9 protein-coding genes and 3 rRNA genes are annotated in these 17,821 nt (G+C 69.1%); 9 read left to right on the forward strand and 3 right to left on the reverse strand.

The window, feature by feature from the left end:
- Positions 1–3 precede the first annotated feature (3 nt).
- The 8 genes from ACN26Y_RS08640 to rrf all read left to right on the forward strand — a co-directional run bounded on the left by ACN26Y_RS08640 (position 4) and on the right by rrf (position 8,775).
- Positions 4–345, forward strand: coding sequence for a WXG100 family type VII secretion target (locus tag ACN26Y_RS08640; RefSeq protein WP_155329774.1), 342 nt, complete (start codon positions 4–6; stop codon positions 343–345).
- On the forward strand, positions 323–1,408 hold the full coding sequence (locus ACN26Y_RS08645) for a hypothetical protein (protein WP_155329775.1): 1,086 nt from the start codon (positions 323–325) through the stop codon (positions 1,406–1,408). Before ACN26Y_RS08640 ends, ACN26Y_RS08645 begins: the two co-directional genes overlap by 23 nt.
- 15 nt (positions 1,409–1,423) lie before the next feature.
- On the forward strand, positions 1,424–1,693 hold the full coding sequence (locus ACN26Y_RS08650) for a hypothetical protein (protein WP_155329776.1): 270 nt from the start codon (positions 1,424–1,426) through the stop codon (positions 1,691–1,693).
- A 269-nt stretch (positions 1,694–1,962) separates the two neighbouring features.
- Entirely contained in the window at positions 1,963–2,427 is a 465-nt protein-coding gene (locus ACN26Y_RS08655; protein ID WP_155329777.1) for a hypothetical protein, read from the forward strand.
- 81 nt (positions 2,428–2,508) lie between these two features.
- Positions 2,509–2,781, forward strand: a complete 273-nt coding sequence (locus tag ACN26Y_RS08660; protein WP_422734572.1) for an SCO4848 family membrane protein — start codon at positions 2,509–2,511, stop codon at positions 2,779–2,781.
- Positions 2,782–3,556: 775 nt separating this feature from the next.
- Positions 3,557–5,072: ribosomal RNA gene (locus ACN26Y_RS08665) — 16S ribosomal RNA — on the forward strand.
- A 387-nt stretch (positions 5,073–5,459) separates the two neighbouring features.
- Positions 5,460–8,575 (forward strand): 23S ribosomal RNA (locus ACN26Y_RS08670).
- An 83-nt stretch (positions 8,576–8,658) separates the two neighbouring features.
- Positions 8,659–8,775 (forward strand): 5S ribosomal RNA (rrf, locus tag ACN26Y_RS08675).
- The 16S, 23S and 5S rRNA genes sit together here, the layout of an rRNA operon.
- A 455-nt stretch (positions 8,776–9,230) precedes the next feature.
- Here rrf and ACN26Y_RS08680 read toward each other — a convergent pair.
- Positions 9,231–11,036, reverse strand: a complete 1,806-nt coding sequence (locus ACN26Y_RS08680) for a VanW family protein (protein ID WP_155329779.1) — start codon at positions 11,034–11,036, stop codon at positions 9,231–9,233.
- 163 nt (positions 11,037–11,199) lie between these two features.
- Here ACN26Y_RS08680 and nudC point away from each other — a divergent pair, with 163 nt between their 5' ends.
- Positions 11,200–12,117, forward strand: a complete 918-nt coding sequence (nudC, locus tag ACN26Y_RS08685; RefSeq protein ID WP_155329780.1) for an NAD(+) diphosphatase — start codon at positions 11,200–11,202, stop codon at positions 12,115–12,117.
- Positions 12,118–12,127: 10 nt separating this feature from the next.
- On the opposite strand, the gene ACN26Y_RS08690 is transcribed toward nudC, so the two are convergent.
- Positions 12,128–13,390, reverse strand: coding sequence for a polysaccharide biosynthesis protein (locus ACN26Y_RS08690; protein ID WP_196255815.1), 1,263 nt, complete (start codon positions 13,388–13,390; stop codon positions 12,128–12,130).
- Complete coding sequence (locus ACN26Y_RS08695) at positions 13,387–17,700, reverse strand: alpha-(1->3)-arabinofuranosyltransferase (protein WP_155329781.1); 4,314 nt, start codon at positions 17,698–17,700, stop codon at positions 13,387–13,389. The genes ACN26Y_RS08690 and ACN26Y_RS08695 overlap by 4 nt, the downstream gene beginning before the upstream one ends.
- Positions 17,701–17,821 lie beyond the last annotated feature (121 nt).

Genomic DNA, 17,821 nt, shown 5'->3' on the forward strand with positions numbered 1-17,821 from the left:
CCCATGTCCGACGGGATCCAGGTCGACGTCGCGGCGTTGCGCGCCGCGGCCGGATCGCTCGAGGCCACGGGCCAGCAGCTCGGCGCGGAGGTGGCCAGCCTCGAAGGCACCGTCACCGGCTCGGGCAGCCCGTGGGGCTCCGACGAGGCGGGGTCGCTCTTCGGCGCCGTCTACGTCGAGGTGCTGACGCAGGCGCTCGACGTCTACCGGTCGATGGCCGACCAGCTGCTGGAGGTCGCGGGGAACCTCAACCACGGCGCGGACGCCTACGAGGCGATCGAGACCACGAACGCGGAACTCTTCAACCGGATGGAGCTGCCCGGTGGGTATGCAGCTGCCCCCTGAGCTGGCGGAGGCCCTGGGCTGGGTCGGCTTCACCTGGCCGACCGCCGACGAGGAACTGCTGTTCGAGGCGTCGCAGATGTGGTTCGCGTTCGCCGGGCGGCTGCGTACCGCCGTGGGGGACGCGGAGAAGGGCTCGTCGCAGGTCTTCGGCGTCAACAGCGGCGACGACGTCCGGGCGTTCGAGCAGGCCTGGCGGGGCGAGGAGGGCCCGCCGCGCCGCATGGAGGACGGCGCGCAGGCAGCCGAGCTGATCGGCATGGCCCTGCTCGTGATGGCGATCATCACGCTCACGCAGAAGATCCTCGTGATCATCCAGCTGACGATCCTCGTGGTGCAGGTGGCGATCGCGCTCGCGGCGGCGGCGCCCAGCCTCGGCGCCTCACTCGCCCAGATCCCGGTCGCGATCGGCGTCGCCCGGATGGCGATCCAGCGGATCGTCAAGGAGGTCGTGGAGCGGGTCGTCAAGGAGATCATCCCGCAGCTGCTGAAGCGGGCGAAGCGACTGCTGCGCCGGTTCACCGGGAAGGGCCGCGGCCCCGGCGGCGCCCCGAAGCCGGGCATCCCCGGCCCGCACATGACACCCCGCTACCACAACACGAAGCCGATGCTCGACAAGTACCGAAACGAGCATCTTCCCGGCGGCTTCTTCCCGACGCCGGTGCGCCGGCTCACCCCGGAACAGTTGGAGGAGCATCGGGTCTTCTTCGACGGTGACGGGATCCTGCGCAGCGCCAAGGACGGCACACCGTACGACACGTCCGCCTCGAGCACCGTCTTCAGCGGCAACGGCCAGGCGATCTTCGTGATGGACCGCAACGGCAACATCTACGCGTCCACTTACCAGAAGGTCGGCGACTTCCACCACTCCACGCTCGGCAACGGCCAGCCCGTGGCGGCGGCGGGTGAGCTGGTCGTCCGGGACGGTAGGGTCCAGCTCGCGACCGCGCGGAGCGGCCACTACCAGCCCGACGCGAGCCACATGGCCAATCTCGACGCCGAGTTCAAGCGCAACGGCCTCGGCGACGTCCCGATCCACAGCTGGGACGGCAGCCGGATCTTCTAGGGGAGACAGCGGAACATGGGCACGGAGAACTGGAAGGGCCACGTCAACGGGATCCTCTACGGGATCCAGTTCGACCCGGCCCTCGACGACGCGGTGGTCACCCGGGTCGCCGACGGGGTGGTCGGCGGGCTCTACCCCGGTGACCCCGCCGAGACCCTGGGCGCGCTCACCGAGGCGCTGCGGTACCAGGGGCCGCTCAACGACCAGGTCGAGGCGCCGCACAGCGAGGAGAGCATCCGCGCGTTCCTCGGCCGGCTCTCGGTGGCCCTCGCGGCCCGCGCCTGACCACTCGGGCCTGACCCGTCCCCGGCGGAAACAGCGGGCTACGACGGAACCACACCGGCAATGTGTGTTTCTCGGGAACACCTGCCTGCGAAATTCGTCATATTCGACCGCCATCAATGTAGCCTCGAAGGTTGTCGCAGCTCAACCGGCCCCGAATTGGCGGTCGGCACACCGGACGATGATCGGGAATGGCTCCGCGGCACATTCGGGGAGCCACTCCGCGCCGCCATTCTGGTCCCGCATCCGTCGGACCGAGAAAGGCGACAGACATGTTCGGTGCCGTTCGTCGAACCGCAATCGTGATCGCGCTCGCGGTGGGGCTTGTCGGTGGGGTGGGAGCCGCCGCGCGGGCCGCCGTCAACCCCGTCACTCCCCAGTCCCTCTGCGGTCTGGGCTATGTCGTGCGGGACCAGGACCCCATCCACCACGCGGAGAGCCGGGAGCGGCTCGGCACGGTCTACCTGATGTACAACACCCTCACCGGGTACGGCTGCACCGTCACCGTTAAGTCCGCGTACGTCGGCGCGCTCACCCGGACCCAGGTCTACCTCTCCGCGCAGTACCTGCCCACCCAGGTCGACGACGCCGGCAGGCTCTACGCGGCGGGTCCGGCGAGGGCGTACGTGCGTGGCGGCTGCACCATCTGGGGCGGCTTCATGGCGGACCCGTCCGGCGCCATCCACTACCACGACCGGGCGAACCCGGCGATCGGCGGGATCGGCACCTGCTTCTGATCGACGTGGCGTGGCCCGCGCCGCGCTACGGGTGCGGGCCACGCACCGGTTCCGCCGGCCAGCCGTCCCGGCGCTGGTCCGGTGGCATACTCGGTCGCCATGGTGCTGTCGCGCGGCTGGGCGTACTTCCTCATCGGCGTCGGTGTCTGGACCTGGGTGATCTGGCCGCGGTTCGCCGTCGCGATCTGGAAGGACCCGCGCTCCTGGTCGACCGGGGTGGTCGGGGACTTCCCGGCGACCGGGTTCCTCTGGATCCACGCCCTGCTGATCGCGGCGTCGCTGGCCATCGGCACCACGGTTGGCGTGCTCGGACTGCGCGCCCTGCGTGCCGGCCGCCGGCCACCGACGTCCTGACCCTCCGTGGCACGGACAGCTGCCGGCGCGTCCGGGCCCGCTCGGGAGCGGACCGGGGGGTCCTGGAATGCGGCGGTGCGGCAGAGCGTTGTCGCTCTCCGTGGGCCCGCCGCCGATCGCTTCGCGGGGCGGTGGACGCCCTGCCGGGCAAGTGTGACGCGGGCCGCTGCCCACGGATTTGACGTTCAAACCCGCGGACGCGTAACTTTCTCTCTGCCAGCGCGGAACGGGGCAAACAGGGCGAAAGACCTGGTGCTCTCGACCGGGAAGGCGCCGGCGTCGGAAGGGGGATCAACCCCTTGGGACGCCGGTCGGGCGGGGCCCGCTGGATCTGCCGGGAGGCGGATTTGGTGCGGCGGAACCGACCGGGTAAGGTTGACGACCGGCAGGGCACCGGACGAGCCAGCGGGAGACCGCGGCGGCCGGCCTGCCGAATCCGATGATCGAGCACAGCGGTTCGTCGCTGCGTGCGGTCAGCGGCGCCAAGCCGTACGAAGCATGACAGACCGGGACACACGGTTTGACACGGCCGAGACGGTGAGGTAACGTAGTAAAAGTGCCCGGCGCGAGAGCGGTGGGTGGGAGTGAAGCCCCGGATGGGGCCCACGGTGTGGGTTTCTGATGGTGTGTGGTTGTTCTTTGAGAACTCAACAGGGTGCTTGATAAGCCAGTGCCAAATTGTTTTATACCCCGGACTGGTCGAGGCTGTGGTTTCGGCTGGTTGGGATTCCTTTGGCAACACTTTTTGTTGCTGGGACAGTTTTTCAACAGGTTTTTGTTGGAGAGTTTGATCCTGGCTCAGGACGAACGCTGGCGGCGTGCTTAACACATGCAAGTCGAGCGGAAAGGCCCTTCGGGGTACTCGAGCGGCGAACGGGTGAGTAACACGTGAGCAACCTGCCCTAGGCTTTGGGATAACCCCGGGAAACCGGGGCTAATACCGGATAGGACTTCCTGCCGCATGGTGGGGGGTGGAAAGTTTTTCGGCCTGGGATGGGCTCGCGGCCTATCAGCTTGTTGGTGGGGTGATGGCCTACCAAGGCGACGACGGGTAGCCGGCCTGAGAGGGCGACCGGCCACACTGGGACTGAGACACGGCCCAGACTCCTACGGGAGGCAGCAGTGGGGAATATTGCACAATGGGCGGAAGCCTGATGCAGCGACGCCGCGTGAGGGATGACGGCCTTCGGGTTGTAAACCTCTTTCAGCAGGGACGAAGCGGAAGTGACGGTACCTGCAGAAGAAGCGCCGGCCAACTACGTGCCAGCAGCCGCGGTAAGACGTAGGGCGCGAGCGTTGTCCGGATTTATTGGGCGTAAAGAGCTCGTAGGCGGCTTGTCGCGTCGACTGTGAAAACCCGCGGCTCAACTGCGGGCCTGCAGTCGATACGGGCAGGCTAGAGTTCGGTAGGGGAGACTGGAATTCCTGGTGTAGCGGTGAAATGCGCAGATATCAGGAGGAACACCGGTGGCGAAGGCGGGTCTCTGGGCCGATACTGACGCTGAGGAGCGAAAGCGTGGGGAGCGAACAGGATTAGATACCCTGGTAGTCCACGCTGTAAACGTTGGGCGCTAGGTGTGGGGGGCCTCTCCGGTTCCCTGTGCCGCAGCTAACGCATTAAGCGCCCCGCCTGGGGAGTACGGCCGCAAGGCTAAAACTCAAAGGAATTGACGGGGGCCCGCACAAGCGGCGGAGCATGCGGATTAATTCGATGCAACGCGAAGAACCTTACCTGGGTTTGACATGGCCGCAAAACCGGCAGAGATGTCGGGTCCTTCGGGGGCGGTCACAGGTGGTGCATGGCTGTCGTCAGCTCGTGTCGTGAGATGTTGGGTTAAGTCCCGCAACGAGCGCAACCCTCGTTCGATGTTGCCAGCGCGTTATGGCGGGGACTCATCGAAGACTGCCGGGGTCAACTCGGAGGAAGGTGGGGATGACGTCAAGTCATCATGCCCCTTATGTCCAGGGCTTCACGCATGCTACAATGGCCGGTACAATGGGCTGCGATACCGTGAGGTGGAGCGAATCCCAAAAAGCCGGTCTCAGTTCGGATCGGGGTCTGCAACTCGACCCCGTGAAGTCGGAGTCGCTAGTAATCGCAGATCAGCAACGCTGCGGTGAATACGTTCCCGGGCCTTGTACACACCGCCCGTCACGTCACGAAAGTCGGCAACACCCGAAGCCGGTGGCCCAACCCGTCAGGGAGGGAGCCGTCGAAGGTGGGGCTGGCGATTGGGACGAAGTCGTAACAAGGTAGCCGTACCGGAAGGTGCGGCTGGATCACCTCCTTTCTAAGGAGCACCATCCACCGAAGGGTGGTATGGAGCCCGCGGCCCGCGGATGTCGGGTCGGGGTGCTCGATTGGCGGAGACACTGGCGAGTTTTTCCCTGGCAACGGCCGGGTTCTTCCTAGTACGGCCACTTCGGTGGTGTGGAACGGGGTCCTGGTGCGGCTGGGGGAGGATGATGGGCACCCTGTTGGGTCCTGAAGGAACAACCGGTGGTTGTCCTTTCGGAAACCATGACCTGGAGTTGAGTTCCAGGGTTGGTTGCCAGGCACGGCCTGGCCTCGCATACCGGATGCTGCCCCCGTGGGGGTGGGGTTGCTGGTGTGGGGTGTTTCGGGTTGTGGGTTGGTCGTTTGTTGAGAATTGCACAGTGGACGCGAGCATCTTTGTGGTCAAGTTGTCAAGGGCGAACGGTGGATGCCTTGGCACCAGGAGCCGATGAAGGACGTGGGAGGCCGCGATAGGCCTGGGGGAGCTGTCAACCGAGCTGTGATCCCAGGGTGTCCGAATGGGGGAACCCGGCATCAGTCATGTGGTGTCACCCGCACCTGAACTCATAGGGTGTGTGGAGGGAACGCGGGGAAGTGAAACATCTCAGTACCCGTAGGAAGAGAAAACAACAGTGATTCCGTGAGTAGTGGCGAGCGAAAGCGGATTGAGGCTAAACCGGCTGCGTGTGATACCTGTCAGGGGTTGCGTGGTCGGGGTTGTGGGACCCTGCTACACGAGCTGACACTCGTGTGAGGAGTTACAAAGCCAGTTGTTAGTCGAATGGTCTGGAAAGGCCGACCGTAGACGGTGATAGTCCGGTAGGTGAAAGCAGCTGGTCTTCTGTGGGTGTTCCCGAGTAGCGGCGGACTCCTGAAATCTGCCGTGAATCTGCCAGGACCACCTGGTAAGCCTAAATACTTCCTGGTGACCGATAGCGGACGAGTACCGTGAGGGAATGGTGAAAAGTACCCCGGGAGGGGAGTGAAATAGTACCTGAAACCGTTCGCCTACAATCCGTCGGAGCCTTGCGGGGTGACGGCGTGCCTTTTGAAGAATGAGCCTGCGAGTTAGTGGCATGTGGCGAGGTTAACCCGTGTGGGGGAGCCGTAGCGAAAGCGAGTCTGAATAGGGCGATTCAGTCGCGTGTCCTAGACCCGAAGCGGAGTGATCTAGCCATGGGCAGGCTGAAGCGCGGGTAAGACCGCGTGGAGGGCCGAACCCACCAACGTTGAAAAGTTGGGGGATGACCTGTGGTTAGGGGTGAAAGGCCAATCAAACTCCGTGATAGCTGGTTCTCCCCGAAATGCATTTAGGTGCAGCGTCGCGTGTTTCTTGCCGGAGGTAGAGCACTGGATGGTCTAGGGGGCCCACAAGCTTACCGAAATCAGCCAAACTCCGAATGCCGGTAAGTGAGAGCGCGGCAGTGAGACTGCGGGGGATAAGCTTCGTAGTCGAGAGGGAAACAGCCCAGATCACCAGCTAAGGCCCCTAAGCGTGTGCTAAGTGGAAAAGGATGTGGGGTCGCATAGACAACCAGGAGGTTGGCTTAGAAGCAGCCACCCTTTAAAGAGTGCGTAATAGCTCACTGGTCAAGTGGTTCCGCGCCGACAATGTAGCGGGGCTCAAGCACACCGCCGAAGCTGTGGCACTCACACAAGTACTTCGCCGGCGCTCTTCGGGGTGTTGGTGCAGGTGTGTGGGTGGGTAGGGGAGCGTCGTGCCGGGGGTGAAGCAGCGGGGTGACCCAGTTGTGGACGCGGCACGAGTGAGAATGCAGGCATGAGTAGCGAAAGAAGGGTGAGAAACCCTTCCGCCGGATGACCAAGGGTTCCAGGGCCAGGCTAATCCGCCCTGGGTGAGTCGGGACCTAAGGCGAGGCCGAGAGGCGTAGTCGATGGACAACGGGTTGATATTCCCGTACCCGCGAAGGAGCGACCCTGACGAACCTCGTTGTGCTAACCACCCGATCTGTGGGCGGTCTTCGGACCAAACACGGGGAGCGTGGGAACCTGGCGGGTAGTAGTCAAGCGATGGGGTGACGCAGGAAGGTAGCTGAGCCCGGCCGGTGGTTGTGCCGGGGTAAGCGTGTAGGCCGTGCTGTAGGCAAATCCGCAGCACACATAGGCTGAGACGTGATGCCGAGCCGATTCAGGTGAAGTCAGTGATCCTATGCTGCCGAGAAAAGCCTCTAGCGAGTTCCGAGCGGCCCGTACCCCAAACCGACACAGGTGGTCAGGTAGAGAATACCGAGGCGATCGGGCGAACTGTGGTTAAGGAACTCGGCAAATTGCCCCCGTAACTTAGGGAGAAGGGGGGCCGGAGACGTGAAGCCCCGCGCGGGTGGAGCGTTGTATGGCCGCAGAGAGCAGGGGGAAGCGACTGTTTACTAAAAACACAGGTCCATGCGAAGAAGTAATTCGATGTATATGGACTGACGCCTGCCCGGTGCTGGAACGTTAAGGGGACCTGTTAGCTCTTTCGGGGGCGAAGCGGAGAACTTAAGCGCCAGTAAACGGCGGTGGTAACTATAACCATCCTAAGGTAGCGAAATTCCTTGTCGGGTAAGTTCCGACCTGCACGAATGGCGTAACGACTTCCCCACTGTCTCAACCACAGGCCCGGCGAAATTGCACTACGAGTAAAGATGCTCGTTACGCGCGGCAGGACGGAAAGACCCCGGGACCTTTACTATAGCTTGACATTGGTATCTGAATTAGCTTGTGTAGGATAGGTGGGAGCCGGTGAAGCTCGCACGCCAGTGCGGGTGGAGGCAATCTTGAAATACCACTCTGGTTGGTTTGGGTATCTAACTTCGGACCGTTATCCGGTTCAGGGACAGTGTCTGGTGGGTAGTTTAACTGGGGCGGTTGCCTCCTAAAGGGTAACGGAGGCGCCCAAAGGTTCCCTCAGCCTGGTTGGCAATCAGGTGTTGAGTGCAAGTGCACAAGGGAGCTTGACTGTGAGACTGACAGGTCGAGCAGGGACGAAAGTCGGGACTAGTGATCCGGCACTGGCATGTGGAAGCGGTGTCGCTCAACGGATAAAAGGTACCCCGGGGATAACAGGCTGATCTTCCCCAAGAGTCCATATCGACGGGATGGTTTGGCACCTCGATGTCGGCTCGTCGCATCCTGGGGCTGTAGCAGGTCCCAAGGGTTGGGCTGTTCGCCCATTAAAGCGGTACGCGAGCTGGGTTTAGAACGTCGTGAGACAGTTCGGTCCCTATCCGCCGTGCGCGTAGGATACTTGAGAAGGGCTGTCCCTAGTACGAGAGGACCGGGACGGACGAACCTCTGGTGTGCCAGTTGTCCCGCCAGGGGCACGGCTGGTTAGCTACGTTCGGAAGGGATAACCGCTGAAAGCATCTAAGCGGGAAGCTCGCTTCAAGATGAGGTATCCCACCACCTTTCGGGGTGGGTAAGGCCCCCAGCTAGACGACTGGGTTGATAGGCCGGAAATGTAAGCCCGGTAACGGGTTCAGTTGACCGGTACTAATAGGCCGAGGACTTGACCAACAAAGCTGCTACGCGTCCACTGTGCAACTCCCGACAAACGAACAACAAACCCGTGTGGGTGTTGTTTGACATGTCGATAGAGTTACGGCGGTCATGGCGGAGGGGAAACGCCCGGTAACATTCCGAACCCGGAAGCTAAGCCCTCCAGCGCCGATGGTACTGCACTCGGGAGGGTGTGGGAGAGTAGGACACCGCCGGACATCTTTCCCGTTCAGGGCCACCCAACTGGGTGGCCCTGAACGCGTTTCCGCCCCCCTTTTTGTTTCTTCACCGGCGCCATGCCACAACCCGGAATCGACGCCAAGCCACCGGCGGGTGATCGACCCGATGCCGCGGGCATGGTGGTGACCGACCCTGTCGGATACCGCAACGCCGCCCACCCGGAAACGACCATCGGCCGGCGCTACAACCTTCGCTTGTCCGGCTCACCGGCAGGAAACCGCCGCCCCGGGCTGCGGCTCGGCCCGGTCCAGCACGCCTTGTCAAGGAGCTCACGAGCCCGCCGGCAACGGCATGCCGCACGTCGGCGAGCGGCGGGCCAGGAGCACGCACAGGTGCGCGTGGCCTCGGGCGGGACGTGGTGTGCGTACGCCATGACGAAGCCCCGCCGGCGAGGATGCCGGCGGGGCCGTGTGGAGCTTGCGTGGGACGGCGGTCAGGAGGGTTCGGGGGCGCAGATGAAGCGCGGCTCGGCGTCGTAGCGCCAGCTGAACTTCTCCCGCTTTACCACCTTGCCGTCCTTGCGGAAGACCCGGTACGCGTCCTGCGTGAAGCCGTCGCTGCCGGCGGCGGCGATGCAGGTGGGGCCCGGCTCCAGGTAGACCGTCTTCGGCTTGGTGACGTTGCGGCGCGGGCCGTACTCGGTCTTCACGCTGTCCCAGATCTTCGTGCTCCAGATCGAGACGGTGATGGTGCTGGCCGTGTACGAGGTGTCGATCAGCACGCCGTGGTCGGTGTTGTTCCGGAACTTGAAGTCCAGGTCCGGGTAGAAGATCGTCGACTCGATGACGGCCGGGTAGCGGCTGAAGTAGAACGAGTGCGGCTTGTGCTCGACGTCCTCCAGGCCGGCGTAGTAGGTCGCGTTGAACAGCGTCGTGGTGAACTGGGAGACGCCACCGCCGACGCCGGGCACCAGCTTGCCGTTGAGGATGACCGGGGCGTCCTTGTAGCCCTGGGCGTAGCCCCGCTCCCCCGTGTGCCCGTTGAGCGAGAACGTCTCGCCGGGCAGGACGAGCGTGTTGTCGACGTCCCTGGCGGCGGTGATGATGTTCTGGCTGCGCGGCGAGGAGAGCCCACCGGGGAACCTGGTGGTGAACGTCGAGACCCGCTCCTTGATGCCCAGCCCGGCGAGCTTCGCCGCGGTCAGCTCCGGCTCCGCCGGCTTGAGCGTGCCGGTGACCTTCCGGCCGTCCGCCAAGGGCAGGACCGCGAGCAGGGCCTCCCCGAGCATGGAGGTGTCCAGCTGCTGCCCCGGCTTGCCGTCGGTGATCTTCGGCTTGCCGCCGGTGAGGGTGATCTGCGCGTCCTGCGGGGGCACCTCGACCTTGGCCAGGTCGCCGCCGAGCGCCGTACGGAGCCGCTTGACGTCCACCCGCGCGGTCAGCTTGCCGGTGTCGTCGGCGCTGAACCGCAGACTCTTCGCGATGGCCGACGGCGGGATCGTCACCGAGCCCTTGTCCGTGGTCAGCGTGACCGGCGCCGCCACCGCGGGCTTCGCCAGCTCGGCCACCATCGTGTCGACCTCCTCGGCGGTGGTCGCCGGGTGCTTCTCGATGAGCGGGACGGCGATCGGCTGATCACTCAGCCAACCCTCGCGCACCACCTGCGCGGAACGCTCCGGGTCGAGGGCGAGGCTGGGCTTCGGATGCACGGCCTTCGGGGTGAGGCCGCTCCAGGTGATCGCCGGCATGGTCATCTTGCGGCCCTGGTCGCCCACGACCTTCTTGAGCGCCGCGTCGAGGCGGGCCACGTCCACGGTCACCACCGGCTGCACGTCGCGGGACCCGACCAGCCGGTCGACCGCGTGCGCCTCCGCCTGCACGGCGGCCGCGACGGTCGCGTCGACGTCGACCGCGAGCCCGACATCGGCCGGGTTGATCTCCGCCGTGCGCTCGCCGACGCGTACGGTCACCGGTGCGCCGAACTCGGCCGCCCGCCGGTCCAGCTCCGCACGGAGCTCGCGGGCGGCGTCCGAGCGGCTCCGGCCGCCGAGCTCGGCGCCGAGCACCGTCGTGCCGCGCGGCACGTCACCGGCGTACGCGTAGGCGCCCACACCGGCCACGGAAGCGAGCACCGCGGTGGCGAGGCCGGTGGCGAGCAGCATCCGGGCGCGGCGGGACCGCCCGCGACCCGGCGACCCGGCGGGCACCGACTCCTCGACCGGCCACCGCACCGCGGTCACCTGCACGGTGGGCCGGTCGTCGGCGGGCGGGGTTTTTTCGCCGTACAGCGTCACAGTCACCTCGATCGGGGGCGCCACACACGAGCGGGTTTCCCGCCCGGAAGACAACTACGGTAACCAACGTGTCGGCGCCGCGGCAGCCTGCTCCCGGCCCGTCCCGTCAGCGCGTGTCGCGGACCGACCCGATGGTCGCCCACGGTGGCGAACATGAAACGGTGTGAGCATGCGGGTGGACGATGCGGTCCTGGCGTACGGCGGTGGCTGGGTGGACCGGGCGGGGGCGCTGCGGGCCGACCCGGAGCGGGTGGCGGCGTTGCTGGCCGGGCCCGGGGCGCGGCTGCTGGCCCTCTGGCGGGACCACTGCCTGGTGGCCGGGGACACACCGGTCCGGTTGGCCGGGGAACGGGCTGCGCAGGCGCGTGCTGTCGCGGACGAGGCCGTGTTCCTCGGCCTGGACGCCGGGGAGCCGGTCTTCGCGGTGGACCTGTCCGGGCTGACCGAGGACGCCGCCCGCCAACTGGCCGGGGCGACCGCGGTCACCGACGTACGGCGGCTCGTCGGGCGGCTCACCCCCGCCGAGGCGGCCACCCAGGCGTACGCGCGGGGCCTGCTGCACTGGCACCGCCAGCAGCGGTACTGCGGCACGTGCGGCGCGCCGACGGAGGCCCGGGACGCGGGGCACGTCCGCCGCTGCGCCGCGGTGCACTGCGGCCGGCTGTTCTTCCCCCGGATCGAACCGGCGATCATCGTGCTGATGGAGGCCCCCGGTCCGCCGGGCCGCTGCCTGCTGGCCCGGCACGCCGGCGCACCCGAAGGGGCGTACTCGACGCTGGCCGGCTTCGTCGAGGTGGGCGAGAGCCTGGAGGACGCGGTCCGGCGGGAGATGGCCGAGGAGGCCGGTGTGGTCGTGACGGACGTGGCGTACCAGGGCTCGCAGGCCTGGCCGTTCCCGGCCGGGCTGATGGTGGGGTTCCGGGCCATCGCCGCGTCCGAGGAGGTACGGGTCGACGGCCACGAACTGCTGGAGGCACGCTGGTTCACCCGTGCCGAGCTGCGGGAGCGGGTGGCCGCGGGCCGGCCGCTCGGTCGGCTCGACTCGATCGACCACCACCTGCTGAACCGCTGGCTCGCCGAGGGCTGATCCCGGCAGGTCAGCCGTGGCCCCGCACACCGGGAGACGCCGGCTGCCCGGCACCCGGCGGCGTCAGCCACGCGCGGACGGCCATCGTGAGCGTCATGACCACGGCGGTGCCGAGGGCGCACCAGAGCAGGCCGGCCACCGTACGGGGCGCGATCGACACCGCGGTGACGACCAGGACGACGCTCCCCACCCACAGGGGCGCGGCGGGCCAGCGGACCCCGGCCGCGACCGCGGCGTTCAGCAGAACGAACACGACCGCGTAGAGCGCCCCGACGGCGGCGAAGAGCGGCGCGTACCCACCGAGATGGGTGTAGTCGGTGCCCCCGGCGAGCCGGAACGCCAGCCCACCGGCGGACGCCGAGGCGAGCACCAGCAGCAGCCCGCACCCGCCGGTGAGGGCCAGCGCGACGGTCCGGCTGCGCCGATCGCCGCGGGCCAGCCGGGGCAGGGCGAGCACCGTCGCCACCTGCGGTGCCCAGAGCGCGCCCTTCGTGAGGACCGTCCCCACGGCGTACGCCCCCGCGTCGCCGGCCGGCAGCAGCTGGCGGGCGAGCAGCAGGTCCGCGTACGAGACGACGAGCATGGCGAGCGTCGCCCCGCAACCGGTAAGGATCCGACCGGCGCCGAGCGCCGGTGCCGCCGGTGCGGCCGTCGCCGTGGCCGGTCGGGCCAGCACGGCGAGCGCGAGCGGGGTGAGCACGGCGGACACCGCGCCGAGGAGCAGCGACCCGGTCAGTCCGAGACCCAGGAGCAGACCGACGAGTACGCCCCCGTACCGGCCGACGGCCAGCAGGACCATCCCGACGGCGAGCCGGACGAACCGCTGCCCGCCCTGGAGTTCCCCGAGCGGGCGGCAGGCGAGCACGATCGCCGCCGTGGTGACCGCGGACAGGATCGACACCTCGACCGGGAGGCGCAGCGCGGTGGTGAGCAGCGGAGTGGCCACGACCAGCGCCCCCGCGCAGAGCGTGGCGGTCACCAGGGCGGCCCGGCGGGTGTCCGAGTGCCCGTGCCGGGCGTGGTGCACCGCGACGGCGAGCTGCAGGCCGAATCCCGGCACGCTCGCGATGGCGATCAGGCCGAGGGCGGTGGCGAGGGCGCTGAGGTCGGCGGCGTCGAGCTGCCGGGCGGCCAGGACCGGCGCCACGTAGGCGAGACCGTTCCCCAGGATCCCGGCGGCGGTGACGGCGAGGCCGGCCGCGCCCAGCGCGCGTACGCCGACGGGCTCGGGACGCGTACGCACCACGTCGCCACCGGCGGTTCGCCGGTTCACGTGATCCCCGACAGGTCGGAGTCGCGCCACGAGGCTGCCTCCGGACCGCGCTGGTGCGGCAGCCCGGGCGGCGGGACGGGCGGCGACGCGGACTCGGCCGGACGTGGCGGTGTGCGCCGGACGGGCCGCCGCCGGACGGTCGTCGACAGCCAGAGGCAGCCGAGGGCGAGCACCATGAGCAGTTGCGGAAGGACGGCGGTGTGCCGTTGCGCGGCGTCGAGGTACGCCCAGGCCGCCAGGACGACCAGGGCGGCCGGGAGCCAGGTCTCGGCGAGCCGGGTGACGAGCCGGACCCGGCGTGGATCCGCCGACCGGGGCAGCGGGATCGCGCCGGGGAGGGCGAGCAGGACGCCGGCGGCGACCAGCAGACCGCCGACGATGCCACCGAGCATCAGCAGCGCGACGGCGCCGACCGCCAGCAGGGGGACGGACCGGGTCACCCGGCGCCGGACCGCACGGGTCGGCGGTCGGTCACCCCGGTGGCGGTCGGGGAGCACCGCCAGGACCACGACCACCACGAGCAGGACACCGCCGGCGAGCAGGCCCACCCGGTACGAGCCGTCGGGCGCGAAGCGCAGGACGACCTCGCCGGAGACACCGGCCGGCAGCAGCCAGCCCTGCTGCCACCCGTCGACGACGACCGGCCGTAGCGGCTTGCCGGCCACGGTGGCCTCCCAGCCGGGGTTGGTGTTCTCCCGGACGGCGAGGACACGGTCGGCGGCGTGCTCGCCGACGCGTACCCGTCGCTCGGTGGCGTCCCACGAGGAGACCTGGACGGCGCTCGGCGTCACCGCGCCGGTGGTCCCGGTCTCCTTCGGCACCAGCGCGACCCGGGTGGGCGCGGCCAGGCGGCTGGCCGAGGCGACGAGACGCTGGTCGCCCTCGGCGAGCCGGATCTGCCGGGGGGTGCCACGGCCGCACGGCTCCGCCGGCACCTCGCGCAGCTCCAGCAGGTCCCGCACGGTGGCCCGGAGCGCGGTGGTGACGCGGGCTCCGCCGACCTCCACCGTCGGGCCGGTGCCGCAGGCGAGCCGGACGGGCGCGTCCAGCTTCGGCCGCACCGTGGGCGCCGCCGGCAGGACGGTGATCTCACCGACCGCGACCGGTAGCGGCTCCGGTGGGCGCAGCCCGTACGGGTCGGTGCTGTACACGGAGGGCTTGTCGAGGAACTGGATGGTGATCTCGTCGGTGCGCATCGGCGGGTCCATGGTGAGGAGGCCGCCGGTGCCCAGCAGCCCGCCCCGGACACCGTCGTCACCGACCACCCGTACGCTGCCCACCTTCGTGGCGGCCGCGTCGGCGGGGAGCGAGAACCGCAGACCCGTGATGAGCTGCGGCCGGAGCCACTGCAGGCGCAGGATCGGGGCCTCGTCGCTGGTGGCGGGGGACCAGGCGGTCGCCGGGTCCCCGTCGAGCGCGGCGCCCGGCCGGCCGGCCGGGTCGGGGACGGCCGTGGAGGAAGCGGTCACCGTGGGGGCCAGCCGCAGCGCCTGAGCGGCGGCCACCTCCTCGTCGAGGGCCGCGTTCAGCGCATCGCCCGGTGTCGGGCGCGCCCACACCTTCGCGGTGTACGTGCCGGCGGCCGGCAGGGTCGCCGTGCGGTCGATCGCGCGGCCGTCCTCGGAACCCCGGGCGGCGTCGGTCGAGCAGCGCGGGCGGCCGTCGACGAAGAAGCAGGCCGGCGTGGTCGGAGCCGCCGAGACGAGCAGCGCCGCCGGGCGCTCGGTGGCGGGAGCGGCGGGCAGTGCCAGCGTGCGGCTGGTGCGGATGCCGGGGATCTCGACCTCGGCGATGCCGACCGTGCCGCCACCGCGGCCAGTGCCGATGGTGCCGTCGATGGCGATCCGGACGTCCCGGGTCGCGTGGACGCCGGGCAGGGCGAACGTCATGCTGTCGCCGAACGACTCGACGGAGAGCGCCTCGAAGCCGGCGGTGACGGTCACCTTCGTCGGCACCGTGTCGGCGGTCAGGTCGAAGCGGACCCGGACCTCGGTCACCCGGGTCGGGTTGGCGAGGTCGATCTGGAGCCACTGCCCGCTGCCGCCGGTGTCCGGGGCGGACTGCCAGGACGTGGTGACGTCCCCGTCGATCGCCGCGTACGGCTGGTGCTCGGGCCGGGCGCCGCCGCGTACCCCGACCTGCGAGCGGGCGGAGGACGCCCGGACGGCGTCGATGCCCTCGAAGCGCGCGACCGTGCTCTGCTCGGCGCCCCACTCGGGCAGGTAGTCGTGGGCCGGCGCCGGTACGTCGTAGGTGTCGGCGGCGGTGAGGGTCGCGGACGTGTTGTCGCGCAGCCGGCCGAACGACACGTCCCGCTTGCGGAGCCCGTCGGTGAGGGTGACCGCACCGGGCGGCCCGCCGTCGGGCAGGTCGCCGGCGAGGATGGTCGGCGCCGCGGGAAGTTGCCCGGCCGCGGCGAGGTCGAGAAGTGACTCGGGACCGCCCACCACGGTCGTGACGTCCGCGCTGTCGTACGCGACGACCCGTTCCACGGGACGGTCGACCCGGTACATCTCCAGGGCCCGCACCGGAGCGTCGAGGCCCTGGTCGCGGTGCGTGCCCTCGGGTGGGCCGCCCCGCACCGGGCCGAAGGTAGCCACCCGGGTCAGGCCGGGTGACCGTTCCAGCGCCTGGCGCACGACCAGCGGGCGGGCCGTGTCCGAGCGGCCGTGGTCGAGGTCGGCGCGGAACAGGACGTGGCTGACCCCCGAGCGCGCGAGCAGGTCGGCGAGCCCGGCCGAGCCCGCGCCGGTGGCGAGCGTGGACTCGATCGCGTCGAGCAGCCGGATCGTGGCCGGCGGGGTGAACGGGATGGCGTTGCGGACCGCCCACGGGCCGTCGAGCAGCGGCTGCGTGATCTCGTCGGTGGTGTTGCCCCAGTCGTAGGAGGGGAACCGGGCGCCGGGGACGACGAGCACCCGCCCGCCGTCGCTCTTCGCGTCCAGCCAGTCGGCGGCTTCCTGCCAGTAGCCGGGGACGTCGCGGACGCTGCCGGGTGTCGCGAGCGAGCCGGCGAGCGCCGGCGCGGCCACCCCGGCGACGGCCGTCATCGCCACCCCCGCGGTCAGCCAGGCGCGGGCCGCCGTACGGCGACGGCGCCGGGCGGGCGCGGTCCGCGCGGCCCGTACCGTCAGGCCGACCAGGTGTGCCACGCCGAGCGCCAGCGGCAGGCGCAGCAGGACGTCGAACTTGTGCACGTTGCGTAGCGGCGCACCGGCCGCGTCGAGAAACTGGCGCTGGGGCTCGGCGAAGGTGTTCGGCAGGTCGCCGAGGTGGCCGAGGCCGACCATGGCGGCACCGAGCACCACGCCGGTGACGAGGAACCGGCGGTGGGGCATCCCGCGCCGGGACAGGCCCAGCACGCCCAGACCGGCGACCACCAGCGTGGCCACGACGAGCAGCGGCTCGGTGGCGAGTCGCGCTCCGGCCGGGATCGTCGGCCCGAACGGGTTGCCCAGGTACGCCACCCAGTACGAGGTGCCGCGGAGGACCGTGACCGCGTCCGTGACGCTGGTGGTGAAGCGGGCGGTCTCGATGTAGTCGAGAAACGGGGGGCTGTAGCGGCCGAGGGTCAGCAGTGGCACCAGCCACCAGGCGGTGGCCAGGAGGACCGCACCGCACCAGGCGGCGAGCGCGGTGAGCCGGAGGCGTAGCGGCCGCAGCGTGGCCAGCCAGAGTACGGCGAGCGGGACGACCGCGAACACCGCCGTCGCGTTGACCCCGCCGGCGCAGGCGACGGCCACCGCCGATCCGGCGACGGCGCGCCGCAGCGGGGCTCCCCGCGCCAGGCCCACCAGGGGGATCAGCACCCAGGGCGCGACCGCGCTGGGCCAGGCCTCCACGGACGACCAGCCGAGCTGCGTCAGGATGCGGGGGGAGAGCGCGAACGCGACGCCGGCGATCATGCGGCCGGCGGGGGTGCCGATGCCGAGCCGGCCGGCCAGCCGGACCGCGCCCAGGTACGCGACGCAGAAGAGCAGCGCCCACCACAGCCGCTGGACCACCCACGGGGCGAGGCCGAGTTCCGAGCCGACGAGGAAGAACGGTCCCATCGGCCAGAGATATCCGTACGCCTGGTTCTGGAGCTGGCCGAACGTGCCGGCGGGATCCCACAGGTGCAGGGAGCGGAGCAGCCAGCCGGCGGGGTTGACGTTGAGGTCGACCTTGGTGTCCGGCACGATCAGGCCGGGTTCCTGCTGGAAGGCGAGCGCGGAGAGCGCGATGCAGATGGTCAGGTGCCGGAAGCGCCGGGCGTTACGCCGTGTCCGGCTCAGTCCCGGATCGGTGGCATCTGTCACCTCTGCACGCATCTCGGCTCCTGTCTCCGCCGTCCTGACGCGCCGCCCACGCCTGGCGGTGTCGCGAGAGGGTAGCCGGACACCGTTCCGGGCGGCGACCTGGGGCGCTGGGGTCGCGTATCGGGAAAACGGC

Origin of the sequence: Micromonospora sp. WMMD558, assembly GCF_049315255.1 — a bacterium.
Lineage (GTDB): Bacteria > Actinomycetota > Actinomycetes > Mycobacteriales > Micromonosporaceae > Micromonospora.